Source organism: Pseudomonas frederiksbergensis (assembly GCF_035751725.1).
GTDB lineage: Bacteria > Pseudomonadota > Gammaproteobacteria > Pseudomonadales > Pseudomonadaceae > Aquipseudomonas > Aquipseudomonas frederiksbergensis_A.
Window position 1 is genome coordinate 2,945,678 of the sequence record NZ_CP142104.1, and the last position, 26,171, is coordinate 2,971,848.

Sequence of the window (26,171 nt, forward strand, 5' to 3'; positions counted from 1 at the left end):
TGGCGAGATATAAGAGACAAACATCCTGTTTAACATAATATACATTATGCGCATATAGCGTTTAATATCGCAGCCCATCACAGGCCACTTTCAGCACACACATCCCGGTCTGGCCTCAAGATCCGAGGCTGGGATGCTGACAGTCAGCAATCCCATCACCTACGTGAACACCCGGTCAAAACCTTATAGCGGCTCGGCCGTTTCTATCAGCGAATTAAGCACCAGTTTGATCTCCGTCGCGGGATCCTTGTGTCCCTGCAGAATCAAGCCTTCCGACAGCGCGGTAAATGTCTTGGCGAGTGCTGCGTACGCCAACGGAGGTTTCTTTCCGGCATGATTGAAAATAATCGTAATCAGCTTACCCAAGGCCTCGCTGTTTTCTTCATGCAGGTCGTAATAATGCTTCGCGAACTCCTCATCACGCAGAGCGATCAACTGCATCTCCGCATCAAGAACGGCGCAATTGGTATTGTTCTTAAGGGTGTCGATATAGGCATTCAAACCTTGGGTGAGCTGTTCCGCCGAGTAGCCGCCGGCCAAGGTATTGCCCAAGCGATCGATCTCCACCCGTTTGAAGCGCTGGGTCAGTTGCAGGAGCAGTTCCGACTTGCTTGAGAAGTTTGAAAAGAATGCGCCTTTTGAATAACCGGCCTCTTCGGAGATCGTGTTTACACTGGCGGCGTGAAAGCCTTTCTTGATCATCAGTTCTGTTGCGGTATCGAATAACTTGTCTCTTGTTATTTGCTGGCTTTCCTCTCGACCTAATCTTTTCTTAATCACGCCCTCGGCTCCTTTGGCCCGAAAATCTATAGTTGTAACTAGATGAAACCACTCTACGATTCAGCCTGCGAACAGATGTTTGCACCTTAACATCCACCTAAGCTCTTTTGCATTTAAAGTTTCAGAAGAGCCATGTGAGTACCGTGTACTTTTACTCTGGCGGACCGCAGAAAAACGCCGATTTCAGCGAGGCCCCGTCCCCCTTCTGCCATGTCCACTCTGCCCTCGAAATCTCCATAACCGCCTCGGTGACTGAGAAATGGCGCCATCAGTATGACGCAAATTCGCTGAGACCTCACGTCTCAGCCCCGTGCTAGACGCTTCGCTATTATTTTATTCATGAAATACCGCTTGATTTTCAGATACCGAATGGTTTTTACTTGCGCCGTTGGATGAGCCAACACCTGTCCGGACGATGACATTGCCCGAGCAGGTACCTCACAGGGAGCAGGATTTTAATGGAATATGCCTTCGTCACAGGCGCTACGGGCCTGCTTGGCAACAACGTTGTCCACGCGCTGTTGAAACGCAACATCAAGGTCAAGGCGCTTGTGCGTTCCGTGGAAAAAGCCAAGAAGCAATTTGGCGGCCTGCCGGTCGAGTTCGTCGAGGGCGATATGCTTGACGTGAAGGCATTCAGCCACGCACTTGAAGGCTGCGATGCGTTGTTTCACACCGCCGCGTACTTTCGCGATAGCTATAAAGGTGGGAAACACTGGCAGAAACTCTATGACACTAACGTAACGGGCACCGAGCGCCTGTTGCAGGCCGCCTATGCTGCGGGTATTCGGCGTGCAGTCCATACCTCTTCGATTGCAGTGTTGAAAGGCGCCAAAGACCAGGTCATCGACGAAACCATGTCCCGGGACGAGTCGGAAGCCGACGATTACTATTTGAGCAAGATCCTCTCTGAGCAAAAGGTTCGGGAGTTCCTGGCTGTGCATCCGGACATGTTTGTTGCAATGGTGTTGCCCGGCTGGATGTTCGGCCCCGGGGACATTGGTCCCACCTCCTCCGGTCAGTTCCTGCTGGATTTCGTTGGGCGAAAGCTGCCGGGCGTTCTCCCAGGGAGCTTTTCAGTCGTAGATGCGCGGGACGTCGCGGAGCATCAAATCGCGGCGATTACCCGCGGTAGATCGGGTGAGCGTTATCTGGCAGCCGGCAATCATATGGATATGAAGAGTATTTTCCGCGCACTGTCCAACGTCAGTGGGATCAAGGCACCTGAGCGAGCTGTGCCATTGTTCATGTTGCGCGTTATCGCGTTTGCCTATGAGTGCTATTACCGGGTCACGAAGAAGCCGGTGCTGATCAGTACTTCCACGGTCAAGCTCATTGAACAAGAACAAGGACGAACGCACTTCAGTCACAGCAAGAGTTCCAGCGAACTTAAATGCGCGTTCCGCCCTGTCAGTGAAACACTGACCGATACCTTGGACTGGTATCGCAATAACAACTATATAAAGCTCAACTAAACCAAATAGCCTGCCTCTGCAGTACTTTTTTATCTGGCCATAACTTCAAGGATTGAGAGGTTGGTGAATGAAAAGCCTTACCTGTAAACAAGGTTTCCTGCATCGTTTCGTCGATTTTTCAGAGAGCCATCCGGACAATGTTGCGATCAGGAATCTGGACGCGGACGAAACCGTCACTTATCGGGCGTTGCGCATCCGCGCCGAAGAGTGCAACGGCCTCCTCGATGGCCTGGGCATATCACCCGGCGTAAAAGTCGCACTGGTCTTGCCCAACGGCGTTGATTTCATCGCGTATTACCTGGCGATCATCGGACGTGGCGCTATTCCCGTGATCTTGAATCACAAATTGACCGCATTCGAGCTTAGCAACGTGCTGAGGATTGCCCAGCCAGTGCTGATCGTCACCACCGACACGTTGTGTGAACAACACCTGGAAACATTGCAGCCGTTCCGGTCCCTGATACTGAGTACCGGCGATGAGCCTTCGGCGCCATTACCAAAAAACGCAGTGATCGCGTCCGGCCTACCACGCCAGGCATTGCCCTTGTCGTTGCCGGAAGACGATGCAATCGTCTCGGTCCAGTTCACGTATCGGGGCGTCGGCAAACCCCTGGCCGTGACTCACCGCTACCTTGATCTGACGCAGTCAAGTGATGGCCTGCACGAGCAGTTTCATCCCCAGGGCATCGGTTCGGTCCACTTGGTGACGCTGCCGCTGTATGCCATTTTCGGCCTGTCCGTGATGATGGTGTTTCCGTTGAGCATCGGTGCCACGTTGCTGATGACCAACACCCTGCTCAACCGCGACCTGGCGCAAGTCTTGTCTGAGCACCAAGTCACCTTTGCCTGCCTGGTGCCGGATGTCATTCGGTATTTCAACGCCCGGCTGGTAAAACGCAAAGGCGCGCTGTTGCCCCTGCACCCTCGACTGATGATCTATTCCGGCGGCAGCCATCTGCCCGCCGATGAAGCCGAGAAGCTTGGAAAACTGCTGGGTTGCGCTCCTGTCCTGCAAGGCTACGGCTTGACCGAAAGCATGCCGGTGATCGTCCAAAGCTCCGTTGGCGCGGTTCATCGTGGCGCCATGGGCCAACCCATCAGCGGCGTAGAACTGAGGGTTGTCGACGCGCACGGACGGGACGTCGCGGCTGGGGCCATTGGTGAACTGTGGATCCGTGGACCGATGGTCACGCCAGGCTATGAGGATGAGCCGCAGCTCAATGCCTATTCTTTCCGTGACGGTTGGTTTCATACCGGTGACCTGGTCTGGCGCGACGACGAAGGTCACGTGTTTTTCTACTGCCAACGCCTGCGCATTTCAAAAATCAAGGCGCAGATGGTCGACCTGGCGGAGATCGAGTCCATCGCGCTCCAGCATCCCGACGCGGTACGCGCCAAGGCCTACATCGTCCCAGACCAAAAAGAAGTCAACGTATTGCACTTGTCCGTGGAGGGCAACGGCGGCCTGAGCCAGAACGATGTATCCACCCTGCTAGCCCGATATCTCTCTGGTTTCAAACTGCCCAAATTCATCGAGATTGTCCCTCTCAAGGAAGAGATTCATGCACGCTGACAGCACGCAACCGGTACTGGCCGTTTTCGATTTCGACGGTACATTGACCGACAGGCACACCTTCTGGCGCTACATGCGCTTCATTGTTGGCACCCGGGCATTCTGGCTCAGGATCATTCCCCTGTTGCCGAAAATGCTCAGCGTCATTCTCGGGATCACTCCGTTGATGCAGGCACGTCTGGCGTTCATTGCCTGTTACCTCGGCGGTTTGACGGTCGAGCAAGAGCGCGAGCACGCCAGGTATTTCATCACCGAGCAATTGCCGCTCTGGCTCAGACCTGAAGCGATGCGGCGCCTGCAATGGCACCAATCCATGGGGCACGTCACCGCGCTCGTCAGCAACTCACCAGAAAACTACCTGATTCCCTGGGGACAGGCCGTGGGTTTCGATCATGTCTGCGGCACCCGCCTGGCGGTCGCCGGGAACAAGCTGACGGGAGGGATATCCGGTACCAATTGTGTCGACCGGGAGAAAGTCGCTCGGCTCAGGGACTGCATGAGCAACCTCGACGATTTCTACATCTACGCCTATGGCGATTCGTCAGGTGACGCAGCGCTGCTGGGCCTCGCCAATTCTCCCTTCTACAGAAACTGGTACTGATCGATGAACACTCTGAGCACCTTGGCCCAAACGCCTTGCAAACAGCCGGGCAGCGCTCCGACGGTGATGATCGTCGGTGCCGGTCCTATCGGCCTGTCGCTGGCGATCATGTTGAAGCAATGGGGGGTTTCTTTCCGCATCATTGAAAAGAACGCGGGTCCTTCCACCGCGACCAAGGCGATGGCCATCCATTCCAGGACCCTGGAGATTTTTCGTGACCTGGGCATTGCCGACCAGGCGATCGCCGAGGGGTTCACCATCAATCAGTTCTCGGTCCAGTCAAACGCCAAGCGCGTGCTGAACTATAACTTTTCCTACCTGGATGCTACCTATCCCCTGCTACTCAGCCTGCCGCAGCCGCAGACGGAAAAGCTCCTGTTGCAGCGGTTGAATGAGTTGGGTGCGGACGTCGAATGGAACACTGAACTGGTCGATCTTGAAAACCAGCCTGGGTCCGTGGCGATGACCTTGCGGCACGCCGACGGCCGCGACGAATCCTTCTCCAGCCGCTGGGCGGTGGCGTGCGACGGAGCCCGCAGCAATATCCGCAAACGCCTGGGCATGACCTTCGAGGGCTCCTCCTACGATCGTTTTTTCATGCTGGCCGACGCCGACATCGAGTGGTCCGGCAGCAAGGACGAGGGCGCGTTTTTCCTTGGCGCCCAGGACGGTTATGTCGCGGTTGCGCCGATCAGCGACCAGTCCCGCTATCGCCTTTTCATCGAGATGCCTTACGACCTGCCACCCGAAGGCGAGCGCCCTCCCCTCACCCTGGAGAATTTCCAGCGGCTGTGCGAGGGGCGTGGGCAAAAGATGACGCTGTCAAACATTTCATCGACCACCATTGCCTCGTTCCAGCACCGTCGGGTGGAGTCATTGCAGCAGGGCTCGGTCTTCCTGGTGGGTGACTCCGCGCACATCGGCAGCCCTATCGGCGGCCAATGGATGAACCTGGGCATTTCCGAGGCATACAACCTGGCGTGGAAACTTGCCTATGTCGATCAAGGCCTGGCCGATCCATCGTTGCTGGACAGCTACAACGCCGAACGCTATCCGGTGGCCCTTGAAGTGGAAAACACCGCACATCGACTCACGGGACTGATCACCGTCAGGCATCCGGCCCTGGTGTGGTTGCGCGATAACGTCCTGCCGCTGTTGAGCAATCGGCAGAAGATCCAGCGCAAGCTGCCGTCGATGATCTCCGGGCATCAATACCACTACGGCAAAAGCGAATACATCCAGGAATCGTTGACTCGGCAGCAGCGCTGGAGCTGGAAAAAGAAAGGCAGGCGAAACCCGTTCCAGCCACCGGCGCCTCGCGCGGGACAATTGGCACCCGACGTCGAGCTGTGGGAGCGGCAAGGCAAGCAGCCCAAGCGCTTGATCGATCTGTTCCAGGGATCGTTCACCCTGTTGATCTTCAGCGCGACCGACCAATTTTCTCCGGTGTTGCCGAGCCTTTATTCATTGGCCGCATCGGTAGAGCGAGACTACCCGGCCATCAGGGCCTACTGCGTGGTCGACGCGTTGAGCAGCATCGGGCTGCCGGCGGAGCAATCCACCCTGCTCGACCCTGACTGGCGTCTGCACAAGCGCTACCACGCCAAGGAAGGCACGCTGATGCTGGTTCGTCCCGATGGCTACATCGCCTTCCAGGGCGCCGACGCCGTCACGCTGATGACGTACCTGATCGTCAGGTCCGGGCTGCGCAAGGGCGTCGGTAAAACACTGTTTAGCGAGATGGATGCGCTGGAACTGCAGCTTTAAGTCGCGACTGCCTTTGCCTCTTGATGACAGGGCCCCGGCGCGGGCCCTGGCATTCGACTATCGATTCAGAACACCTACCTATTCAGGGTTAAGGAGAACCTCATGCGCTTGCAGCTTAACGACGTCGTGCAGGAATTCATCGTGTCCAACGGAAAAATAGCCCATAGCTATTTCTCCCTTTCGGAAAAGATCATCGATTCGCTGTGCGAATCCAACATCGCCAAGGAATCGATCCTGATGCGCCTGCTGGAACAGGCGGAAACGGTCACGGCACATTATTTCAATGCCCATCAGCAGGTGCTCGAGGGCGTCTATGCCCATGGCATTGAAGCACCCGTCGGTAAAAGCGTCGCGACGCTCGAGCCGGTACAGGGGCATTCACCAGTCCTGCCAGCGGCGCCTGTCGCCGAGCAACCGGCGGCGCCCAACTACGCGCAATGGCTGCGCGCCGAAATAAGCAAAGTCACAGGGTTCAGGAACGAACAAATCGATCTCGACCAGAGCTTTGAAAGCCTGGGCATCGACTCCCTGGGGCTGGTAGACATCTTCGAATCGTTGGCCCAGCACTTTCCGGACAAGAAGGACCTGACCTCGGCGCTGTTCGACGCCCCGACCCCAACGGCATTGCTCGCCAGGCTCGAAGCCGATGCGCATGCGCCCGCCGAAGGTATAGAGGCCTGGGTGATCGCACAGTTGGCGGTCATGACCGGTTTCACTGTTGAGCAGATTGACAGCGAACAAAGTTACGAAAGCCTGGGAATGGACTCGTTGGTGCAGTTGGACTTCCTCGAAGCGGTTGTCGCTCAGTGGCCACAGCTCAAGGCCAGGAGCAGCGAGCTGGCCAACGCCAAATCTGCCATGCAAACCGTTGCCTTGATTGAAGACATGCTCGGCAACGCCGAGGTGCCCGGCGCTATTCCCGACATGCCTGCAGCCGCCGCCACCCGCTCCGACACGCCGATCAGCGATGCGCTTTTCGATGCCCTCGCGCCGTTGGTTCCACAAGCTGCCCAATCATTGGACATCCAGACGCCCTTCGCACAATTGGGGCTCAACGGTTTCGACCGGGAAGCCCTTTGCCAGTCAATGGCGCAGGCAACCCCCGCCAGTGAGTTCGCCGGCGAAGCCTTGATGTCGCGCCGCACGCCACAAGATGCGCTGTCGCTCCTGGCGAGAATGGGCTGACGCCTTAGGGCAAGCGCAGCCAGCACATGGAATGGAAACCGGATGGTCGACAGGTCACCCGCTTAGAGTAGTCAGGAGACAGGTATGAGTGGCGCGGTTACAACAGACGCCGAGTTGTGTTTCAGCGCAATGGCCGGCGAATTCCCGGGGGCGCCTTCGATGGAGGCCCTCTGGCAGTTACTTTCCCAGGGCCGGATCGCGCCGATCCAGGCGATGTCGGCACGTTGGGAGCTGGACAGGCAGGCGATATTCTCGGCAAAGACTGGCGAGAAGGACCGTACTTACCTCGACAGCGCGTTTTGCCTGACCGACGACGCTTCGATCCCTTCGCGCCATGACGGTCGGCAGGTCGCCATCGGCAAGAAAGTGCTCCAGGCGTTGCTCACCGAACTGGCCGCCCAGGGCTCGGTGCCGGATACCGGGCGCACGGCATTGATCGTCGCAACCTCTTGGAGCGATGAAAGCTATTTCGCGACCGGAACGACGACCAACACCGCCGTGCCGCTCGGTTTTACACCGGGCGAACAAGTGGCTGAACTGGCCCGCGCGCTTGGCTTGGGTGGGCCGGCGTTATCGGTGGACACCGCCTGCAGTTCCTTCCCTTATGCAATCGATATGGCCAAGGCGTTGCTCGACAGCGGGCAGGCGGACAACGCAATCGTGATGGCCCTCAACACCGTCCTGCCACCGGCGCTGTTCCTGGGCTTCTCGCAACTGACGGCTTTCTCCGCGCGGGCCAGCATGCAGGCGTTCGGCGAGGACGCCGACGGCATCGTGCCGGGAGAATGTGCGGCAGCGTTCCTGATCGAGCCCGTCTGCGCAGCCTTGGCCGCCAAGCGCCAGCCCCTGGGTGTCCTGCGCGCTTTGGGCTTGTCTGCCGACGGTGCCGAAGGCTCGGTGTTCGCCCCCGGCAAGCAGGCCCAGTTCTCAGCCTATCAACGTGCCTATCGCGAGCTCGATCCAGGCAGCGTGGACTATATCGAGACCCATGGCACCGGCACCCCGTTGGGTGACGCGACGGAGTTGGCTTCGCTGCAAAGCTTCTTCGCGCCCCATCGCCCGGCCGACCAGAAATTGACCATCGGCTCGATCAAGTCGGTGATCGGTCACCCGCTGGCCGCCGCAGGAGGCGCTTCACTCGCCAAGGCCTTGATGATCCTGCGCCACAAGGGCATCCCGCCCCAACCTGACTATCGGCCCAGCGCAAAAGTCGACGGGACTTGCCTGCGCCTTGCCACGCAGCAGGTACAACCCTTGGCGGAACGTCAGTCGGCGATCCGTATCGGCATTTCCAGTTTCGGCTTTGGCGGTGCCAACGCGCACCTGGTGGTGGACGAGTACGTTGCCGCCGAGCGCCCCGTCGCGGCCCGTGTCGTGCCCGGCGTGTTGACGCTGGACCTGGCCATTGTCGAGGCGGAAGCGGCGTTCGGCGCCTGCGATTCGCTGCAATCATTCAAGCAACAGCTCGACCAATCTGGAGCCCCGTCCGTGACGTTCCCTTATGGACGTTTCGTTGATTACCGCGGCGACGTGACTCCACCGTTGTCGGGGAAATTCCTCGCCCGGGACCACATGATCGATATCGCCGGTTTCGGCATGGGCCCCAAACCCCTGGCCCATGTCGATCCGTTCAAGCTGTTGATCACCGATCGGGTCAACCATCTGCTGCGGCGTTTGCCAGGCGTGGCGGGCTCGGTCGGCACCGCCATGGTGATGTGCTGCAACATGGGTGGGGAACGGTTCAGCAACGCGTACAGCAGCGCCGAGCATTTTTACGCCCGCGGCCAGGGCACGCCGCCAGGTGTTGAGGTCACCGACGTGGCGACCATGCTGCCGAACATGCTGTCCGGCTACCCGGCGCAGATTTTCGATTTCAAGGGCTTCCACCAGACGCTGGCCGGCACGCCAGGGCTGTTCTGGCACACGCTGCTGGCTTCGCCACAATGGTTCGGGCAAGGCATCTCGACGCTCCTGCTCGGCGCCGGCCGCTTTATCAGTAGCGAGATCGAAATCGACCGAGCCCGGCGCAGCAGAGCGGTGCAAGGTGAAGGGCTTGGGCTGATCGCCCTGCGTCCCTACCATCCAGAGGCCGGCGAAAAACCACTGCTGGTGATTCGCTCGGCGGTCCTTGCCCATGCTGCGCAATCCCTTGACCAAGCCTGCCGGTTGGTGGGGAAAGCGATCGGCGAGTACCCGCATCAGCACGTCTGCGAACTGGCAGCCGATGGGGTTCAAGCCAGCGGATCGCTTCGAGAAAAGACAGGATTCCTGGCGGAGGCCAGCGGTATCGAAACCCTGCTGGCCGTGACCTTGAATTCATCGGTTCACTCGGTGATCGAGGTCCGCGAAGCCGGCAAGCCATTGATGTGGCTGTTCACTGAACGGCTTCGGGAATGGACACCCGAGGCAGAGCCGGCCCCTGCCATAAAGCATCCGTTCACGTTGCGGTTTGCCCATCCGGTGCCTCACTCGGCACAGGAAGTCATCGCGCCGACACGTCCCGGCCACGTTGTCCGCGAACCGCAACACGACGGTGTCGACGTGCTGCAACTCAGCGATATGCTGACCAGCACCGTCCTGGCCGGTTTGCGTGTTCGCGTTCGCGCCATGGAAGGGCTTTTCGCCTTGCAGCGGGGATCCGGATCCCAGCGGCCGACCAACTGGCAACGGCGTGCGCAAAACACCGTAATCAAGCACATCCAGCGCGACGCCCACTCGCTGCGCGCCGAGCTGGTGGTGGACGAAACGCACCCCTACTTCTTCGATCATCCGCTGGATCACATCCCCGGCATCCTCTTGCTCGAAGGCGTCATGCAATTGGCTGAGCTGGCCATGCCTTCACTCAACGGACGGGTTGCCTACGTCAAAACGCTGAGCATCAGGTTCCAGCAATACGTGCAAAAGGAAGGGACCATCGAGCTGCACCTGGAGCAAGAGCAGGACGCCCTCTTCCAGGCCAAGGTGGTCCAGGGCGGCAAGCTGATGTGCACCTGCACCCTGGGATTGGCCTACAGCTCGGCCTTCGAAATCTCGCCGCCGGGCGAATTCACGGCCCGTCGTTGTGGCGACAAGGCCCTGTTGCACAAGGCCAGGGCAGAAAACGTCATTGTCAGCGACATGAGCGGCGTTGCCCAAGGGTTGAGTGTCGATACGATCAAACTGCCGGATGGGCATTTTTTCCATGAAGGCGACCCCGCGCATTACTCGATGGTGTATTTCCTCGAAGTCGCGCGCCAGTGCTACATGCAGATCGCCCACTGCCATTTGCGGATCCCCCTCGATACGCCCATGAACCTGTTGACCTTGAGTTTCACCCTGGACCGGCCCATCCCTCGGAACAGCCCGCTGTCGCTGGCGCCGCAAGCCGGCCTGGATGCGCAACTGCAATCGTTCAAGACCAACCGCATCCATATCGACCTGTTCAACCGGGGCGAAAAGATCGGCCAGGCCAACATCACCGCCCAGGTGCTGAGTCGAACCGCGCCGGCAGCCTGACGTCCCGAGCTGTCCTTTTTCGAGCCCGACCATGCGCCTGACCGGCGAGGTAAACCCATGAACGATGTCACCGTAAAAATCATAGTCAAGTCGCCGCCTGCGGTCATTTGGAACATCTGGAGCGATTTCCCGCATGCGCCACTTTGGGACACCGATGTGCGCCATTGCGAACTCGATGGCCCGTTCCAGGCCGGGACGCTTGGCAAGTGCGTTCTCAAGAACGGCCTGCGAATGCCATTGAGACTGGAAGCGGTGGAGTTCCAGGAAAGCTACCGCAACAGCGCCAGGTTGCTGTGGATGGACTTGGAGTTCGACCACCGGCTGCGCCGGCTTTCACCCAGTGAAACCCAAGTCATCCATACCGCCAGGATCGCCGGCCCGTTGAGTTTCCTCTACCGACGGCTGATCCGCAAAGCGTTGACCGCGGCAATGACTACCGCTCTCGACAACCTGGCCACGCTCGCTGAGCGGCGGGCCAACACCAGCGGCACGCCCGCCAGCGAGAAACCGGAAAGCCATTTGCACCTTGTATGACGCAACGTCGGGCGTTGCGACTTGAGCGCTGGCGCCCGCTGATCTTTTTGATAACGGAACACTTCGGACCGAGCATGAACCTACTGAAAAACACTCAATACCTGGCGATGGGCATCATTGGCATGAGCGCTGTGGTGCCGGCATTGAGCTGCGCCGACACGCTTGGCCCCTACGCCAGCCTGATGGGCGGCGCGAACTGGGTATCGGCGCAAGACCTGAACCAGAACGACCTGGATTTCGTCGAGATGGAATTCAACCAGCCGCTCGACTCCGGCTATGCCACCGGGCTGGCCCTGGGCTGGCGATTCCCGGTCGGGCTGAGACCCGAAATCGAACTGAGCTACCGCAAGAACACCCTGACCCAATTCAATAATCGCGTCTATGAAGGCGGCGGGAGCATCGACGGCAAAGGCGAAGAGGAAGCCACGAGCCTGATGGCCAACCTCTGGTACGACTTCATGAACCTTCCTGCACCGTTCAACCGGTTCACCCCGTACATCGGCGGCGGCCTGGGCTATGCCACCTTGACCGTCAGCGGCCTGGAGGCCGGGGGCGTCGAATTCGGCGGAACCCATCGCGACACGGTGTCGGCTTATCAACTGGGCGCGGGAGTCGGTTACGAGTTCACCGAGAACTGGTCCATGTCGGTGGATTACCGGTGCCTGAAAACCAGCGAAGCACACTTCGGTGACATCGAGCGCCTGCCCCAGGGCGACGTGAGCACCGAATACGAAGCCCAATCGGTGATGCTCGGCCTGCGTTACTGGCTCTGATGCGACAGGCCGGCGCCCTGCCCAGGCCGGGCGCCGATTTGCGTAGCGGGCTCAGGACGCAGCCGTCTCTCGCGCCAGGCCGAGGAACGCCGACGGCAGCCGAGCCTGGCGGCGCTCCTTGAGGCAATAGAGGTACTCGGCGATCAGCGGCGCGCCTTCCAGCTCGACGACTTTGAGCTGCGGGTTCTCCGGCACTTCATGACGGGCGATGATGCTGATGCCGATGTTGCGCAGGACCGCTTCGCGAATCGACTCGCGACTGCCAATTTCCAACAATGGCCCGGTCGCCACGCCGGCTTCTCGTAGCAAGGTTGTGGTGAGCGCGCGGGTGGTCGAGCCTTTTTCCCGCATCAGCAGGCAGTGCCCGGCCAATGCACCGGGTGCCACACGATCGTGGCTGGCCAACGGGTGGCTGCGGTGCATCGCCACGACGAGCGGGTCGTGGCCCAATACCAATCGGGTCAACCGAGCGTCTTCGACCAGTTGCGAGGACGCGGCCAGGTCCACGCGGTACTCCTCCAGCGCCTCGATGACCTGCAGCGAGTTGCCGATTTCCAGAGTCACTTCGCACAGGGGAAACTGATCGCGAAAGCCCTTGATGATATCGAGCACGTAGTACGGCGCCGTGGCGCCAATTCGCAGCGTGCCCTGCACCTGGCCGCTGTTGCGCAGGAAAAACTCGATGTCGGCTTCCTGCTGCAACAGCTTCTGCACCATCGGCAACAACTGCGCGCCTTCGTCGCTGAGCGTCAGGCGCCGGCCGCCGCGAAAGAACAGTTCGACGCCGTACTGGGCTTCCAGATTGCGGATCTGCGTGGTCACCGTCGGCTGGCTGAGCCCCAGTTTCTTGGCCGCCTGGGTGACGCTGGCCAGGCGAGCAACCATGTGGAAAGACTTCAGCTCGGCGCTGAGCATGATGGTGAGGCTCCAGAAATAGGATGGGGGCAAGCGACTATAAAGATTTACCTGATCACCGGAAACGATCAAAATCGCTCCCACTCGTCTACCCTCACAACGCGCCCGGCAAGAACGCCTGGCGCTTGAATATTCATGCTTCCATGCACCGGAGATTTTCATGCTCAAGCGTACCCTGGCACTGGCCGTCGGTTTCACCCTGACCGTGAGCGCTGTCCTGGCGCAGGCCGCCGACACCTTGAAAGTCAGCGCAATTCCCGACGAGGCGCCGACCGAACTGCTGCGCAAATTCAAGCCACTGGGTGCATACCTGGAACAGCAGATCGGCATGAAAGTCGAATTCGTGCCCGTGAGCGACTACCCCGCCGTGGTCGAGGCGCTGGCCACCGACCGGATCGACCTGGCCTGGCTGGGCGGCTTCACCTTCGTCCAGGCCCGCCTGAAGACCGGCAACGCCAATCCCCTGGTGCAACGTGAACAGGACGCGCAGTTCACCAGTAAATTCATCAGCGCCGACCCAGCCGTCAAATCCCTTGCCGACCTGGAGGGCAAGAGCTTCGCCTTCGGCTCGATCTCGTCCACTTCGGGCAGCCTGATGCCGCGCTACTTCATGCTCAAGGACGGCATCAAGCCGGAAACCTACTTCAGCCGCGTAGGCTATTCAGGTGCCCATGACGCGACCGCGGCCTGGGTCCAGGCCGGCAAGGTCGATGCCGGTGTGCTCAACGCCAGCGTCTGGGACAAACTGGTCGCCGCCGGCAAGGTCGACACCAGCAAGGTCAAGGTCTTCGCCACCACCCCGGCGTACTTCGACTACAACTGGACGGTGCGCGGCACCCTCGACCCGGCACTGGCGGCCAAGATCAAGGCCGCGTTCCTGGCGCTTGATCCGGCGAATCCGAAAGACAAGGAGATCCTTGATCTGCAGGCCGCCAGTCGCTTCATCGAAACCAAGCCCGAAAACTACAAGGGCATCGAAGAAGCCGCACGCGCCGCCGAACTGCTCAAATGACATTGCGCCTGACCCAGGCCAGCGTCGTCCATGCCAACGGCGCCCAGGCGCTGCGCGGTGTGGACCTGCACCTGCGTGCAGGGGAACAGGTCGCGATCATCGGCCCGTCCGGCGCCGGCAAGTCCAGCCTGCTCAACGTCCTGGCCACCGCGCTGCGTCCTGGTAACGGTGAAGTCGACGTGCTGGGCGAGCGGGTCTGGCAACTGCCGGCGCGCCAGCGTCAACGCCTGCGCTCACGCATTGGTCTCATTCACCAAGCGCCTCCCCTGCCCCCGCGCCAACGCGTGATCACGGCGGTGCTGGCGGGCAAACTGGGGCAATGGGGTATCGGCAAGAGCCTGCTGAACCTGCTCCATCCGCTGGATATTCCCGGGGCACGCGCGGCCTTGGCGCGCCTGGACCTGGGCGAAAAGCTGTTCGTTCAATGCCAGCAATTGTCCGGTGGGCAGCTGCAACGCGTCGGCATCGCCCGCGTGCTGTACCAGGCGCCGGAGGTGTTGCTGGCGGATGAACCGGTATCGGCGATGGACCCGGTGCTCGCCGAGCACACGCTGTCAGTGCTTTGCCAGCATGCCCGGGAACACCAGGTTACCCTGGTGACCAGCCTGCATGCGGTGGATCTCGCGCTGGCGCACTTTTCCCGGATCATCGGTTTGCGTGACGGCCAGGTACTCTTCGACTTGCCGACGGAAGCGGTCGACCGCCGGCAGCTCGATACGCTTTATGCCAACGAGCAACTGGAGTCGCTGTCGAGCCCGCCTCCACCTTCGAGCGTGCAGATTCCGCGATGCTGAAGCGTGACGCTCGGGACCCCGCCGCCCGCCCTCGCCTGTTCCTTGGTCTGCTGGCCGTTGCCCTGCTGTGGCCGGGCATCCATTTCAGCGAGTTGGACCTGGGGGTGCTGCTGGCCAGCGATAGCCAGAGCGAGATGGGCCGGTTCGTCGCCGCGTTCTGGCCACCGGCTCATGACGAAACGTTTGTCGAACTGCTGCTGCAAGCCACGCTGCAGACGCTTGCCATTGCCACCGCTGGCATGGCCTTGGCGCTGCTGTTGGCCGTTCCCGCCAGCCTGCTCGCCAGCCGGGCGTTGTCGTTGTCTGCCGCATATCGCGCTGGCAGGCCCGGCTACTGGGGCCAATGGTTGCGTTGGCCGGTCCGTGCGCTGCTGATTTTCCTGCGCAGCGTGCCGGAGATCGTCTGGGCCTTGCTGTTTGTCCGTGCCGTCGGCCTCGGACCGACGGCCGGGGTACTCGCCATTGCGATCACTTACAGCGGCATGCTGGGCAAGGTCTACGCGGAAATCTTCGAGTCCGTCGACCAGCGCCCGGCACACGCACTGATGCAAGCCGGCAGCGGTCGGCTCGCGGCCTTCTGCTACGGCATCCTGCCCAATGTCGCCGCCGAGCTGCTGTCGTACACCGTGTACCGCTGGGAATGCGCCATCCGCGCCTCGGTGGTGATGGGGTTCGTCGGGGCTGGCGGGCTGGGCCAGCAGATGGACCTGTCGTTGCGCATGTTCGCCGGCGGCGAAGTCGCGAGCTTGCTGCTGACTTTCCTGATATTGGTGCTGCTCGCCGACCAGCTCAGTCGCGTGCTGCGCTGGAGGTTGGCATGAATCGCCTGCTCAACGCTTTGTTGCTGCTGTGCATCGGTGCAGCGGTGGTGGCCTCGTTCGTCTATCTGGGTATCGACCTGGGCGCGCTCGGCGAGCACTCGAACCTCAAGCAGATGGCCGCTTATGCCCAGCGCTTCCTGACACCTGACCTGAGCCCGGCCTACCTGAAAGCGATCGGCCATGGCGCGCTGGAAACCATCGCCATGTCCGCCCTAGGCACCCTGCTCGCGGCAGTGTTGGGCTTGGCCTTGGCGCTACCTGCCGCCGGGCGCCTTGGCTGGCCGTTGCAGAGCGCATCGCGCCTGTTGTTGAACGCCCTGCGCGCGGTTCCGGAGCTGGTTTGGGCCGCGCTGATGGTGCTTGCCGCCGGGCTTGGCCCCAACGCCGGTACACTGGCGCTGGCCCTGCACACCGTTGGCGTACTCGGCCGGCTATTTGCCGAAGCCTTGGAAAACACCCCGTCGCAACCCGCCGACGCCATCCGCCTCCAGGGCGGCAGCGCCCTCTTGGCCTTCTGCTACGGCACGTTGCCCAACCTGATGCCGCAACTGTTGGCCTACACCTTATACCGCTGGGAAAATAATATCCGCATGGCCAGCGTCCTGGGTTTCGTCGGCGCCGGCGGCCTGGGCCAGATGCTTTACGTCAGCCTCAGCCTGTTCCAGGAGGCCCAAGGCAGCACGGTGATCCTGGCGATGCTGCTGCTGGTCTTCACCGTCGATACGTTGAGCAGTTGGAGTCGTCAGCGCTGGGTCAAGGCTTGACGGGTTGAGGTCCCGTCACCACAACGCCATCGTATAGCTGACGATCAGCCGGTTTTCATCCAGGTCATTGCCGAAATTCGAACGCACCGTTGCGTTGCGCCACTTCAAGCCCAGCCCCTTCAAGGTGCCGTCCTGCACCACGTAGGCAATGTCGGTGTTGCGCTCCCATTCCTGGCCTTCCCCTGGCGCGCTGCGTTGCACGTTGTCGCCGCGGATGTAGCGGGTCATGAAGGTCAGGCCCGGCACACCGACTGCGGCGAAGTTGTAGTCGTAGCGGGCTTGCCACGAGCGTTCGTCGACGTTAGCGAAATCGCCGATCTGCACGAAGTTGACCAGGTACGGATCGCTGCGTGAGATGTAGGGAAACGGATCGTCACCGCTCATGCGCTGATAGCCCAGGCCGAACGCGTGGCCGGCGAGGCTATAGGTGAACAGCGCGCCGAATGCCTGGTTGTCGATCGCACGGAAACTGCCGTCCTCGGTGCTTCGCGAATAGCGCACGTCACTTTTCAATGACTGGCCGTTGCCCAGGTCCAGGGTATGGATGAAGCCGAGGTAGTTCTGCTGGTAGATATCCTCAAGCTTGCCGTAGCGGTATTGCGCCGTGAGGTTGGGCAGGAACTGGTAGTCCGCCCCGGCGAACTGGAACTTGTCGCTGGTGCCGCCGATGCGATTGGCGGTCATGTCCTGGTAGTCCGTGGAATCGACAAAATTGATCTGGGCAAGCTGCCCGGCGGTGAGCTTCAGACGATCGATTTCCTGCACATTCAATAGCCCGCCCTTGAAGGTGCCCGGCAGCAGGCGCGTGTCGTTCGAATTGACCACCGGGTCCTTGATTTGCAGCGTACCGGCTTTCAACGTGCTGTTGGACAAGCGCATCTTCGCCGTCAGGCCGATTTCGCCGTAGCGATCCTGGGAGCCGCCGGACCGGTCCGCTGGCAAAAGATTGGTGCCGGCGGTGCCACCGCCCGAGTCCAGTTTGAAACCGGCCATGGCCAAGGCGTCCAGGCCAAAACCCAAGGTGCCGGCCGTGTACCCCGACTCCATGCGCAACAGGAACCCTTGTGCCCACTCCTCGGCTTTGTCCCGAGCGCCCTCTTGCCTGAAATCGCGGTTGAAATAAAAGTTGCGGGCTTCCAGGCTGGCCTTGCTGTCGCCAATGAAATCGGCGTGGGCGATCGGTGCGCCGATCAGGCCCAGGCCGAGCAATGGACCGAGGGGTGATCGGCTGCAACGGGTGTCGATGAAACGGGGCATGGCGTGCTCCTTTTTATGGGCGCGAACGATCCCTTCGGGGACGGCGTACGCGCCTCGCTTATTGTTTGGGGCAGTGCGGGTAGTGTGGCGAGGGAGCAAGCTCCCTCGCCACGGGGCGGATTCTTCGCATTGGCGCGGTACAGCGTCAAACGGGAAAAAAGCAGGCGCGGGCATAAGAAAATTTGATGCGCGTCGAGCCTCGACCTGGAGTAACAATTGCAACCATAAGAACGATAAACGCCAAGAGAACCACCATGAACCTCAAGTTTCTCGAAACCTTCGTCTGGGTTGCTCGCCTGCAAAGCTTCAGCCTGACCGCCGAAAAGATGTTCAGCACCCAGGCAGCGATTTCCAGTCGGATCGCGTCACTGGAAGACGAGCTGGGCCTGCGCCTGTTCGTGCGTGATTCGCGGGGCGTGTCATTGACGCCGGAAGGCATCAAGGTGCTTGAGTACGCGGAGCAGATGCTCGAAGTCCAGCGCGCCCTGAAGCAGTCGTTGGACAAAAGCACCCCGCAGCAGGGCCTGGTGCGCATCGGCGTGATGGACACGGTGATCCACACCTGGCTCAGCCCATTGATGTCGATGCTGATGCAGGCATTCCCCGCCGTGGAGATCGAAATCACCGCCGACGCGGCGCGCAACCTCTGCGATCAACTGCAAAAAGGTTACCTGGACATCGCCTTCCAGACCGATCTGGTCCGCCATGAAAGCGTACGCAATCTGGAACTGGGCCACTACCCGATGCACTGGATCGCCGCCAGCCAATCGATTTACGCCCGGCCCTATGCCTCGCTGACGGAAATGGCGAGCGAACGCATCATCACTTTCGTCAAGCAATCGCGCCCGCACCAGGACGTGCTCAACCTGCTGTATGCCCATGGCGTCGGTACACCACGGGTCAGTTGCGTCAATTCGGTATCGGCCATGACCCGACTGATACGCGACGGTTTCGGCATCGGCGCGTTGCCGGCGGCGCTGGTGGCCAAGCCGCTGGCCCGTGGCGAGTTGATTCAGCTGGAACCCGGTGCGCCTCTGCCCCAGCTCGATGTCGTTGCATCGTGGCGCGCGGGCGTGGGGCTGGAATTGATCGAGAGCATCGTGCAGATGAGCCGACAGGTGGTTTGCCAATACGCCACGGACGTCGGGCCGCTGCGCATGGTGGCGGCGCCGGGGTTATTGAAGGGCGAATAACTTTTACTTGTCAGGGGGTAGCAACTTTCCTTGTTGGACGCCGTCGCCCGGGTTTTCTACAAAGGGATCTCTAAAAAAAACCAATGGAGCCCCCACGATGAACTCATCAGCCCTGACATTCGAACAGCTGCAGCAATGTTCGCCGCAGGCCTTGCGCCAGAACATTGCGGCCGGTCGATACCACGGCCACACCAGCGGCCTGGGCCAGGGTCGGGTGCAAGCCAACATCGTCATCTTGCCAGGAGATTGGGCCGACGAATTCCTGCGCTACTGCACACTCAACCGCCAAGCTTGTCCGCTGCTGGACGTGACAGAACCGGGCGATCCTTTCCTGCGCAACCTGGGCGCTCCCATCGATATCCGCCACGAGGTGCCGCGCTACCGGATCTTCGACCACGGCGAGTTGAACGAAGAACCCACAGACATCGAACACTTTTGGCGCGATGATCTGGTGACGTTCGCCCTCGGCTGCTCTTTTTCTTTCGAGCAACCGTTGCTTGAGGCCGGCATACGCTTGAGGCACATCGACCTGGGTCGCAACGTCGCCATGTTCCGCACCAACATCGACACACGCCCCACCGCGCGACTGTCTGGCAAAATGGTCGTGACCATGCGCCCGATGAAGGCCGCAGCGGCGATCCAGGCGATCCAGATCACCGGGCGCATGCCCAACGTCCACGGCGCCCCGGTGCACATCGGTGACCCGGCACTGATCGGTATTCGCTCGCTGGACGCGCCGGACTACGGCGATGCAGTACCGGTCCAAAGCGATGAAATACCGGTGTTCTGGGCCTGTGGCGTAACGCCGCAATCGGTGGTCCAGGCTTCGCGTCCGCCGCTGTGCATCACCCACGCGCCGGGCTGCATGCTGGTAACGGACCTCTGGAACAGCGCACTGTGACCCCTCAAACACATAAGGAGATTTGATGAGCAGCCCGCGACGATCCATCGAGCAGTACATCCGCGCCAAGGACGGCAATCGCCCTCACCTGCTGGCCCAGGCCTTTACCGATGACGCCACCCTGGACATGGTGGTCCGCACCGGGTCCATTTCGTTCCCGGATCACGTCGAAGGCCGTGGCGCCATCGGTGATGTGCTGGTCAGCCGGTTTAACCAGACCTTCGAAAACGTCTACACGTTTTGCCTGGACGCTCCTCCCGAGGCCAGCACCGAGTCCAGCACCGAGGCGTTCCAGTGCCGATGGTTGGTTGCCATGTCTGACAAGCACAGCGGTGAAGTCCGGGTGGGTTGCGGCCGGTATGACTGGCGGTTCAGCCCCCAGTCGTGGTTGGCCGGGGGACTCACCATAACTATCGAACACATGAGCACCTTGCCGGCAACCGACCTGCCGGCGGTCATGGCCTGGGTGTCGCGCTTGGCGTATCCATGGTGCAGCGTCGAGGCCGCCGTGGACACGGTGCCGGATTCAAGCAAGCTTCAAGACGTGATCCAATACCTGTCAGCCAGATGGGGCCGACAGGTTTGATTTCCCTGCGCTTTCCCTGGCTATCAGTTTCGAGGAGCGGCACGACATGAACATCAAGTTCCTGGAAACCTTTGTCTGGGTTGCCCGGCTGAAAAGCTTCCGGCTCACAGCGGAAAAGCTCTTCACCACCCAAGCGTCCATTTCCAGCCGGATCGCGGCCCTGGAAGATGAAATGGGCGTGCGCCTGTTCGTGCGCGACCCCAAAGGCGTGTCGCTGACATCCGAAGGCCAGCGGGTGCTCGAATATGCCGAGCGCATCATGGACACCATGCAGAGCATGAAGGCGGTGATCAAGGATCCGCGCCAAGTACGTGGGCGAATTCGCATCGGCGCGATGGACACGGTGATCCACACTTGGCTCAGCCCGTTGGTGACACGCCTGATGGAATGCTACCCGGCGCTGGAAATCGAATTGTCGGCCGACACCGCGAGCAACCTGTGCTCGCAGCTGGAAAAGGGTTATCAGGACATCATCTTCCAGACCGATATCCTGCGCCTTGACAGCGTGCGCAATACCCTCCTGACCCGTTATCCGATGCATTGGGTGGTGCGCACCGGCTCAGCCTATGACCGTGACTATGCTTCACTGGACGACCTGTCCCAGGAACGCATCGTGACCTTTTCGCGCAACTCCCGGCCGCACCAGGACATCCTCAACCTCCTGCACTCGGCCAATATCGTCTCGCCACGCATCAATTGCGTGAACTCGGCGTCGGCCATCACACGCCTGGTGCGCGACGGCTTCGGCATCGGCGCCATGCCCGCAGCGCTGGTCCAAGGCGAACTGACCCAGGGCACATTGAGGCTGGTGGACGGCGTGCCGCTGCCCTCGGTGATGGACATCGTCGCGAGCTGGCGCACCGGCGCCGGGATGGAACGGGTCGAGGATATCGTCAGCCTGACCCGGGAAGTGGTCGACGAGTTCGTCGCGCAATTACCCGCTCAGTACCGGTTGGCGGCGGATGCGGGCGCTACAGGCTGTCAGTGAACTGCAACATCGCCTCCCTATCCTGAAACGAGCGCACCACGGTGTACCGCCAGGTGCGGCCGCTCGGGATGGTCCAGGGAGTTCGCCATGAAGATCAGCGTGTTCGGCAGTGGTTACGTTGGGTTGGTGCAAGCCGTCGTGTTGGCCGAAGTCGGCCATGACGTGGTGTGCATGGACATCGATGAAAAAAAGATCGAGCACCTGCGTCAAGGCCAGGTCAGCATTTTCGAACCCGGCCTGGCGACGCTGGTGCGCGAGGGGCTCGATGCCGGGCGCTTGCGTTTTACCAGCGACGAGCAGGTTGCCGTCAAGCATGGACAGGTCCTGTTCATTGCCGTAGGTACGCCATCCAGGGAAGACGGCTCGGCAGATCTTCGCCAAGTCCTCGCCGTCGGTGAGGCCGTGGCACGCTACGGCGAGCAATCACTGGTGGTCGTGGAAAAATCCACCGTGCCGGTGGGCACGGGCGATATCTTGCGCGCGCACATCGACAAATGCCTGCTCAAGGCCGGCCGCCTGCTGCAGTTCGATATTGTCTCCAACCCGGAATTTCTGAAGGAAGGCTCCGCCGTAGCCGATTGCCGGCGTCCTGATCGCATCGTGATCGGCTGCGAGCGCGAAGAAGTGCGCGAAACCATGCGCGACCTGTACGCGCCATTCAACCGCAATCATGACCGGATCCTGTTCATGGATGTGCGCAGCGCCGAGCTGACCAAATACGCCGCCAACGGCATGCTGGCGACCAAGATCAGCTTCATCAACCAGATCGCCGAGCTGGCCGAACACCTCGGTGCCGACATCGAGTCGGTGCGCCAAGGCATCGGCGCCGATTCACGCATCGGCTATCACTTCATTTATCCGGGGTGCGGCTACGGCGGCTCGTGCTTTCCCAAGGACATGCGCGCCTTGATCCACACCGCAGAACAGGCGCATTGCTCCAGTGACCTGCTGCAAGCGGTGGAAACCATCAATCTGCGGCAGAAACACAAGCTGTTCGAACGCATCAAGGCGTTCTACCAGGGCGATTTGCGTGGCAAGACCTTTGCGCTGTGGGGCTTGGCCTTCAAGCCCAACACCGACGACATGCGCGACGCTCCGAGTCGCACGCTGCTGGAAGCGTTATGGGCGGCAGGGGCCAGCGTACGGGCGTTCGATCCCGAAGCCATGCAACAGACTCAGTTGCTCTACCCCAACGAGTCGAAACTGATGCTGATGGGCACGCCTGAGTCCGTGCTGGCAGGCTCGGATGCGTTGATCATCTGCACCGAATGGCAGTCGTTCAAGGCGCCTGATTTCCAATTGATCCGGCAGCGCCTGAAGGCGCCTGTGATTTTCGATGGCCGCAACCTATATGATCCGGACCGCATGGCGGACAAAGGCTTTACCTATTTCCCGATGGGCCGCGGCCAATCCTGCAGCTTGCCCATCGCGCAGCAACCTTGGTTGCGCGCCAGGATCGCCTGACCTCTACTTCAAAATAAATGCACTCAACCAGCATTAATATGAATTTGTAAGCGAGGGAAGCGACCGGCACACTGTGCATCGTTCCTCCCCCAAACTGTTGGAACACTTAAAGGGCTTTCTGGGACTCTCCCGTAAGCCCCTTTTTTTGTTGGTTTTTTGGATTCTCGCTTAATGTTTTCACGCTGGTTCCCCGCTGCTATCAATACCCGTCCCACCGAATGGAGCCGTGCCGCGATTGGCATGGCCCTGGGAACAATGTTCAGTGTCTGGCTCTGTGGCCAAGTGTTCGGTCTTGAAGTGGCCCAGCATCTAATCGGCCCGCTTGGGGCCTCGGCAGTCTTGCTGTTCGCCGTGTCGTCGGGCGCCTTGGCCCAACCCTGGTCAATTTTCGGCGGATACCTGTGTGCGTCGGTCGTCGCGTTGCTGGTCGCCCATGTATTGGGCCGCACGCTGGGCAGCGCTTGCCTGGCGGCCGGCATGGCGCTGGTGTTGATGTGCTGGCTGCGTTGCCTGCATCCACCGGCCGGTGCCCTGGCGGCGACGCTGGTACTGGCGGATGCGTCAATTGTCGCCCTGGACTGGCAGGCGGTTGGCGCCGCAATGCTCGCCGGTTCCGGCCTGCTCGCCTTTGCGTTGGCGTACAACAACCTGACGCGCGTGCGCTATCCCAAGCGCGCCAGCGAGCCGGTCCCCGTCATTCCGGCGGACCACCCGCCCGTGGATCGCCAGGCCATTACCGCCGCCGACTTGAAATCGGCACTTGAGGAAATGGAAGCATTCTTCGACGTAACCCCTGAGGATCTCGAACAATTAATCCACGCCAGCGAGCGTCATGCCAAGCGCCGCAGCATCACGGAGGTGCTGTCGGGTCGCGGCTGAGCCTGTGGCTGCTATAAATATGCAGACAGGACCTGCACGTATCCCGGTTGTGCAATGCAAATTTGCACTGTTACGATCCCGACCGGGTACGCGCTACGTTATTCATAAATAACAACAAAAGCAGGGAGTTAGCGATGACAGCTCAGGTTTCATCCCAAGCTGCGGGCAGCGTCGAAACCGCGCCATACGAGGTGTTGGTCGACGTCCGCAACCATATTGGCCACTTGACCCTGAACCGCCCCGCCGGCCTCAATGCCCTCACCTTGGGCATGGTGCGCAGCTTGCAGCAGCAACTCGATGCCTGGGCGCAGGACGCGCAGATTCGTGCGGTGGCCCTGCGCGGTGCCGGGGGCAAGGCGTTCTGCGCCGGCGGTGATATCCGCTCGCTGTACGACAGCCACAAGCAGGGCGACACCCTGCATGAAGACTTCTTCGTCGAGGAATATGCCCTCGACTTGACTATCCACCACTACCGCAAGCCGATTCTGGCCCTGATGGACGGCTTCGTGCTCGGCGGTGGCATGGGCCTGGCGCAAGGCGCCGACCTGCGCGTGGTGACCGAACGCACCCGCCTGGGCATGCCCGAGGTGTCCATCGGTTATTTCCCGGACGTGGGCGGCAGTTATTTCCTCCCGCGCATTCCCGGCGAGCTGGGCATCTACCTGGGCGTGAGTGGCGTGCATATCCGCGCCGCGGACGCGTTGTACTGCGGGCTCGCCGATTGGTACCTCGATAGCCACAAGCTCGCCCAGCTCGATGAACGCCTCGATCGCCTGGAGTGGCGCGACACGCCTCTCAAGGATCTGCAAAGCCTGCTGGCGAAGATGGCGGTCCAACAACTCCCCGCCCCGCCCCTGGCCGATCTGCGCCCTGCCATCGATCATTTCTTCGCCCTGCCCGATGTGCCAAGCATGGTCGAGCAGTTGCGCCAGGTCACGGTTGCCAACAGCCATGAATGGGCATTGGAGACCGCCGACCTGCTGGAAACCCGCTCGCCTTTGGCCATGGCGGTGACCCTGGAGATGTTGCGCCGCGGTCGCCACCTGAGCCTGGAAGACTGCTTCGCCCTTGAACTGCACCTGGATCGCCAATGGTTCGAGCGCGGTGACCTGATCGAAGGCGTGCGCGCCTTGCTGATCGATAAAGACAAGAGCCCGCGCTGGAACCCGCCGACCCTGGAGGCGCTGGACGCCGCAGCCGTGGCGAGTTTCTTCGACGGCCTCGACTACCACGGGAACTGAACATGCAAGACCTTGAGCTGACCGAAGAACAAGTGATGATCCGCGACATGGCCCGTGATTTCGCCCGCGGTGAAATCGCGCCCCACGCTCAAGCCTGGGAGAAAGCCGGCTGGATCGACGATGGCCTGGTAGCGAAGATGGGCGAATTGGGCCTGCTGGGCATGGTCGTTCCCGAAGAATGGGGCGGCACCTATGTCGATTACGTGGCCTACGCCCTTGCCGTGGAAGAAATCTCCGCGGGCGACGGTGCCACCGGCGCGTTGATGAGTATCCACAACTCGGTGGGCTGCGGGCCGGTGCTCAATTTCGGCACCGACGAACAGAAACAGACCTGGCTGGCGGACCTTGCCAGCGGCCAGGCGATTGGCTGCTTCTGCCTGACCGAACCCCAGGCCGGCTCCGAAGCGCACAATCTGCGCACCCGCGCCGAACTGCGGGACGGCCAGTGGGTGATCAACGGCGCCAAGCAGTTCGTCAGCAATGGCAAACGGGCGAAACTGGCGATTGTCTTCGCCGTCACCGACCCGGACCTCGGCAAGAAAGGCATCTCGGCTTTCCTGGTGCCGACGGACACCCAAGGTTTCAACGTCGATCGCTCCGAACACAAAATGGGCATTCGCGCCTCGGACACCTGTGCAGTGACATTGAGCAACTGCACCGTCCCCGAGGCCAATCTGTTGGGCGCCAGGGGCAAAGGCCTGGCCATCGCCCTCTCCAACCTCGAAGGTGGCCGCATCGGCATCGCCGCCCAGGCACTAGGCATTGCCCGCGCGGCGTTCGAAGCGGCCCTGGTCTACTCCCGCGATCGGGTGCAGTTCGACAAGCCGATCATCGAGCACCAGAGCATCGCCAACCTGCTGGCCGACATGCACACCCGCCTGAACGCAGCCCGCCTGCTGATTCTCCATGCCGCACGCCTGCGCAGCGCTGGCAAGCCATGCTTGTCGGAGGCGTCGCAAGCCAAGCTATTTGCTTCGGAAATGGCAGAAAAAGTCTGCTCGTCGGCGATACAGATCCATGGGGGGTATGGGTATCTGGAGGATTATCCGGTGGAGCGCTACTACCGGGATGCGCGCATTACCCAGATCTATGAGGGGTCGAGCGAGATACAGCGGATGGTGATTGCCCGGGAGTTGAAGCACTACCTGGTGTGAGGTCCAGGCTTCGCGAGCA

At 60.7% G+C, this 26,171-nt stretch carries 23 protein-coding genes; 20 read left to right on the forward strand and 3 right to left on the reverse strand.

What is annotated here, in order from left to right; all coding sequences use genetic code 11:
- Window positions 1–183: 183 nt before the first annotated feature.
- Entirely contained in the window at window positions 184–780 is a 597-nt protein-coding gene (locus tag VQ575_RS13185; RefSeq protein WP_039588517.1) for a TetR/AcrR family transcriptional regulator, read from the reverse strand.
- Between the two features lie 458 nt (window positions 781–1,238).
- On the opposite strand from VQ575_RS13185, the gene VQ575_RS13190 reads away from it, so the two are divergent.
- The 8 genes from VQ575_RS13190 (at window position 1,239) to VQ575_RS13225 (ending at window position 12,183) form a co-directional block, all read left to right on the forward strand.
- Window positions 1,239–2,255, forward strand: coding sequence for an SDR family oxidoreductase (locus VQ575_RS13190; protein WP_045155995.1), 1,017 nt, complete (start codon window positions 1,239–1,241; stop codon window positions 2,253–2,255).
- Window positions 2,256–2,322: 67 nt separating this feature from the next.
- The gene (locus VQ575_RS13195; protein ID WP_325919845.1) at window positions 2,323–3,828 is read left to right on the forward strand and encodes a class I adenylate-forming enzyme family protein; all 1,506 of its coding nucleotides are present in this window, start codon (window positions 2,323–2,325) and stop codon (window positions 3,826–3,828) included.
- On the forward strand, window positions 3,818–4,429 hold the full coding sequence (locus tag VQ575_RS13200) for an HAD-IB family hydrolase (RefSeq protein WP_039588520.1): 612 nt from the start codon (window positions 3,818–3,820) through the stop codon (window positions 4,427–4,429). The genes VQ575_RS13195 and VQ575_RS13200 overlap by 11 nt, the downstream gene beginning before the upstream one ends.
- 3 nt (window positions 4,430–4,432) lie before the next feature.
- A complete protein-coding gene (locus VQ575_RS13205; protein ID WP_039588521.1) occupies window positions 4,433–6,196 on the forward strand; it encodes an FAD-dependent monooxygenase in 1,764 nt (587 codons plus the stop codon).
- 102 nt (window positions 6,197–6,298) lie between these two features.
- Window positions 6,299–7,381, forward strand: a complete 1,083-nt coding sequence (locus VQ575_RS13210; RefSeq protein ID WP_039588522.1) for an acyl carrier protein — start codon at window positions 6,299–6,301, stop codon at window positions 7,379–7,381.
- An 84-nt stretch (window positions 7,382–7,465) separates the two neighbouring features.
- On the forward strand, window positions 7,466–10,876 hold the full coding sequence (locus tag VQ575_RS13215; RefSeq protein WP_039588523.1) for a polyketide synthase family protein: 3,411 nt from the start codon (window positions 7,466–7,468) through the stop codon (window positions 10,874–10,876).
- A gap of 57 nt (window positions 10,877–10,933) precedes the next feature.
- Complete coding sequence (locus VQ575_RS13220) at window positions 10,934–11,410, forward strand: SRPBCC family protein (protein WP_039588524.1); 477 nt, start codon at window positions 10,934–10,936, stop codon at window positions 11,408–11,410.
- A 74-nt stretch (window positions 11,411–11,484) separates the two neighbouring features.
- The gene (locus VQ575_RS13225; RefSeq protein ID WP_039588805.1) at window positions 11,485–12,183 is read left to right on the forward strand and encodes an outer membrane protein; all 699 of its coding nucleotides are present in this window, start codon (window positions 11,485–11,487) and stop codon (window positions 12,181–12,183) included.
- Between the two features lie 51 nt (window positions 12,184–12,234).
- Here the strand turns inward: VQ575_RS13225 and VQ575_RS13230 are convergent, their stop codons facing one another.
- On the reverse strand, window positions 12,235–13,098 hold the full coding sequence (locus VQ575_RS13230; protein ID WP_039588525.1) for a LysR substrate-binding domain-containing protein: 864 nt from the start codon (window positions 13,096–13,098) through the stop codon (window positions 12,235–12,237).
- Between the two features lie 160 nt (window positions 13,099–13,258).
- Between VQ575_RS13230 and VQ575_RS13235 the strand changes: the two genes are divergently transcribed.
- Genes VQ575_RS13235 through phnE form a run of 4 tightly spaced genes read left to right on the forward strand, consistent with a single transcriptional unit; the run spans window position 13,259 to window position 16,489 of the window.
- On the forward strand, window positions 13,259–14,110 hold the full coding sequence (locus VQ575_RS13235; protein ID WP_039588526.1) for a putative selenate ABC transporter substrate-binding protein: 852 nt from the start codon (window positions 13,259–13,261) through the stop codon (window positions 14,108–14,110).
- A complete protein-coding gene (locus VQ575_RS13240; RefSeq protein WP_325919846.1) occupies window positions 14,107–14,904 on the forward strand; it encodes a phosphonate ABC transporter ATP-binding protein in 798 nt (265 codons plus the stop codon). Before VQ575_RS13235 ends, VQ575_RS13240 begins: the two co-directional genes overlap by 4 nt.
- The gene (locus tag VQ575_RS13245) at window positions 14,898–15,725 is read left to right on the forward strand and encodes a PhnE/PtxC family ABC transporter permease (RefSeq protein ID WP_039588528.1); all 828 of its coding nucleotides are present in this window, start codon (window positions 14,898–14,900) and stop codon (window positions 15,723–15,725) included. The genes VQ575_RS13240 and VQ575_RS13245 overlap by 7 nt, the downstream gene beginning before the upstream one ends.
- Window positions 15,722–16,489: a phosphonate ABC transporter, permease protein PhnE gene (phnE, locus tag VQ575_RS13250; protein WP_198725202.1), complete on the forward strand. Its 768-nt coding sequence runs from the start codon at window positions 15,722–15,724 to the stop codon at window positions 16,487–16,489. The genes VQ575_RS13245 and phnE overlap by 4 nt, the downstream gene beginning before the upstream one ends.
- 15 nt (window positions 16,490–16,504) lie before the next feature.
- On the opposite strand, the gene VQ575_RS13255 is transcribed toward phnE, so the two are convergent.
- Complete coding sequence (locus VQ575_RS13255) at window positions 16,505–17,746, reverse strand: OprD family porin (protein WP_325919847.1); 1,242 nt, start codon at window positions 17,744–17,746, stop codon at window positions 16,505–16,507.
- Between the two features lie 254 nt (window positions 17,747–18,000).
- Here VQ575_RS13255 and VQ575_RS13260 point away from each other — a divergent pair, with 254 nt between their 5' ends.
- From VQ575_RS13260 to VQ575_RS13295, 8 genes are all read left to right on the forward strand, one after another.
- Window positions 18,001–18,939, forward strand: coding sequence for a LysR family transcriptional regulator (locus tag VQ575_RS13260; protein ID WP_039588531.1), 939 nt, complete (start codon window positions 18,001–18,003; stop codon window positions 18,937–18,939).
- 97 nt (window positions 18,940–19,036) lie between these two features.
- Window positions 19,037–19,840, forward strand: a complete 804-nt coding sequence (locus tag VQ575_RS13265) for a putative hydro-lyase (protein ID WP_325919848.1) — start codon at window positions 19,037–19,039, stop codon at window positions 19,838–19,840.
- A 25-nt stretch (window positions 19,841–19,865) separates the two neighbouring features.
- Window positions 19,866–20,426 carry a nuclear transport factor 2 family protein gene (locus VQ575_RS13270; RefSeq protein WP_039588533.1) on the forward strand — a complete coding sequence of 187 codons (561 nt, stop codon included), beginning with the start codon at window positions 19,866–19,868 and terminating at the stop codon, window positions 20,424–20,426.
- A gap of 46 nt (window positions 20,427–20,472) precedes the next feature.
- Window positions 20,473–21,414: a LysR family transcriptional regulator gene (locus VQ575_RS13275; RefSeq protein ID WP_045155981.1), complete on the forward strand. Its 942-nt coding sequence runs from the start codon at window positions 20,473–20,475 to the stop codon at window positions 21,412–21,414.
- Between the two features lie 87 nt (window positions 21,415–21,501).
- Window positions 21,502–22,878, forward strand: a complete 1,377-nt coding sequence (locus VQ575_RS13280; RefSeq protein ID WP_039588535.1) for a UDP-glucose dehydrogenase family protein — start codon at window positions 21,502–21,504, stop codon at window positions 22,876–22,878.
- A 171-nt stretch (window positions 22,879–23,049) separates the two neighbouring features.
- On the forward strand, window positions 23,050–23,757 hold the full coding sequence (locus tag VQ575_RS13285; RefSeq protein WP_039588536.1) for an HPP family protein: 708 nt from the start codon (window positions 23,050–23,052) through the stop codon (window positions 23,755–23,757).
- Between the two features lie 134 nt (window positions 23,758–23,891).
- Window positions 23,892–24,998, forward strand: coding sequence for an enoyl-CoA hydratase/isomerase family protein (locus tag VQ575_RS13290; RefSeq protein WP_039588537.1), 1,107 nt, complete (start codon window positions 23,892–23,894; stop codon window positions 24,996–24,998).
- A gap of 2 nt (window positions 24,999–25,000) precedes the next feature.
- Window positions 25,001–26,152, forward strand: a complete 1,152-nt coding sequence (locus tag VQ575_RS13295) for an acyl-CoA dehydrogenase family protein (RefSeq protein WP_039588538.1) — start codon at window positions 25,001–25,003, stop codon at window positions 26,150–26,152.
- Window positions 26,153–26,171 lie beyond the last annotated feature (19 nt).

What these genes read in the sequence shown, in the direction of transcription:
- VQ575_RS13190 (WP_045155995.1), top strand. Translation starts at nt 1,239, where the DNA reads ATGGAATATGCCTTCGTCACAGGCGCTACGGGCCTGCTTGGCAACAAC.
- VQ575_RS13195 (WP_325919845.1), top strand. Translation starts at nt 2,323, where the DNA reads ATGAAAAGCCTTACCTGTAAACAAGGTTTCCTGCATCGTTTCGTCGAT.
- VQ575_RS13200 (WP_039588520.1), top strand. Translation starts at nt 3,818, where the DNA reads ATGCACGCTGACAGCACGCAACCGGTACTGGCCGTTTTCGATTTCGAC.
- VQ575_RS13205 (WP_039588521.1), top strand. Translation starts at nt 4,433, where the DNA reads ATGAACACTCTGAGCACCTTGGCCCAAACGCCTTGCAAACAGCCGGGC.
- VQ575_RS13210 (WP_039588522.1), top strand. Translation starts at nt 6,299, where the DNA reads ATGCGCTTGCAGCTTAACGACGTCGTGCAGGAATTCATCGTGTCCAAC.
- VQ575_RS13215 (WP_039588523.1), top strand. Translation starts at nt 7,466, where the DNA reads ATGAGTGGCGCGGTTACAACAGACGCCGAGTTGTGTTTCAGCGCAATG.
- VQ575_RS13220 (WP_039588524.1), top strand. Translation starts at nt 10,934, where the DNA reads ATGAACGATGTCACCGTAAAAATCATAGTCAAGTCGCCGCCTGCGGTC.
- VQ575_RS13225 (WP_039588805.1), top strand. Translation starts at nt 11,485, where the DNA reads ATGAACCTACTGAAAAACACTCAATACCTGGCGATGGGCATCATTGGC.
- VQ575_RS13230 (WP_039588525.1), bottom strand. Translation starts at nt 13,098, where the DNA reads ATGCTCAGCGCCGAGCTGAAGTCTTTCCACATGGTTGCTCGCCTGGCC.
- VQ575_RS13235 (WP_039588526.1), top strand. Translation starts at nt 13,259, where the DNA reads ATGCTCAAGCGTACCCTGGCACTGGCCGTCGGTTTCACCCTGACCGTG.
- VQ575_RS13240 (WP_325919846.1), top strand. Translation starts at nt 14,107, where the DNA reads ATGACATTGCGCCTGACCCAGGCCAGCGTCGTCCATGCCAACGGCGCC.
- VQ575_RS13245 (WP_039588528.1), top strand. Translation starts at nt 14,898, where the DNA reads ATGCTGAAGCGTGACGCTCGGGACCCCGCCGCCCGCCCTCGCCTGTTC.
- phnE (WP_198725202.1), top strand. Translation starts at nt 15,722, where the DNA reads ATGAATCGCCTGCTCAACGCTTTGTTGCTGCTGTGCATCGGTGCAGCG.
- VQ575_RS13255 (WP_325919847.1), bottom strand. Translation starts at nt 17,746, where the DNA reads ATGCCCCGTTTCATCGACACCCGTTGCAGCCGATCACCCCTCGGTCCA.
- VQ575_RS13260 (WP_039588531.1), top strand. Translation starts at nt 18,001, where the DNA reads ATGAACCTCAAGTTTCTCGAAACCTTCGTCTGGGTTGCTCGCCTGCAA.
- VQ575_RS13265 (WP_325919848.1), top strand. Translation starts at nt 19,037, where the DNA reads ATGAACTCATCAGCCCTGACATTCGAACAGCTGCAGCAATGTTCGCCG.
- VQ575_RS13270 (WP_039588533.1), top strand. Translation starts at nt 19,866, where the DNA reads ATGAGCAGCCCGCGACGATCCATCGAGCAGTACATCCGCGCCAAGGAC.
- VQ575_RS13275 (WP_045155981.1), top strand. Translation starts at nt 20,473, where the DNA reads ATGAACATCAAGTTCCTGGAAACCTTTGTCTGGGTTGCCCGGCTGAAA.
- VQ575_RS13280 (WP_039588535.1), top strand. Translation starts at nt 21,502, where the DNA reads ATGAAGATCAGCGTGTTCGGCAGTGGTTACGTTGGGTTGGTGCAAGCC.
- VQ575_RS13285 (WP_039588536.1), top strand. Translation starts at nt 23,050, where the DNA reads ATGTTTTCACGCTGGTTCCCCGCTGCTATCAATACCCGTCCCACCGAA.
- VQ575_RS13290 (WP_039588537.1), top strand. Translation starts at nt 23,892, where the DNA reads ATGACAGCTCAGGTTTCATCCCAAGCTGCGGGCAGCGTCGAAACCGCG.
- VQ575_RS13295 (WP_039588538.1), top strand. Translation starts at nt 25,001, where the DNA reads ATGCAAGACCTTGAGCTGACCGAAGAACAAGTGATGATCCGCGACATG.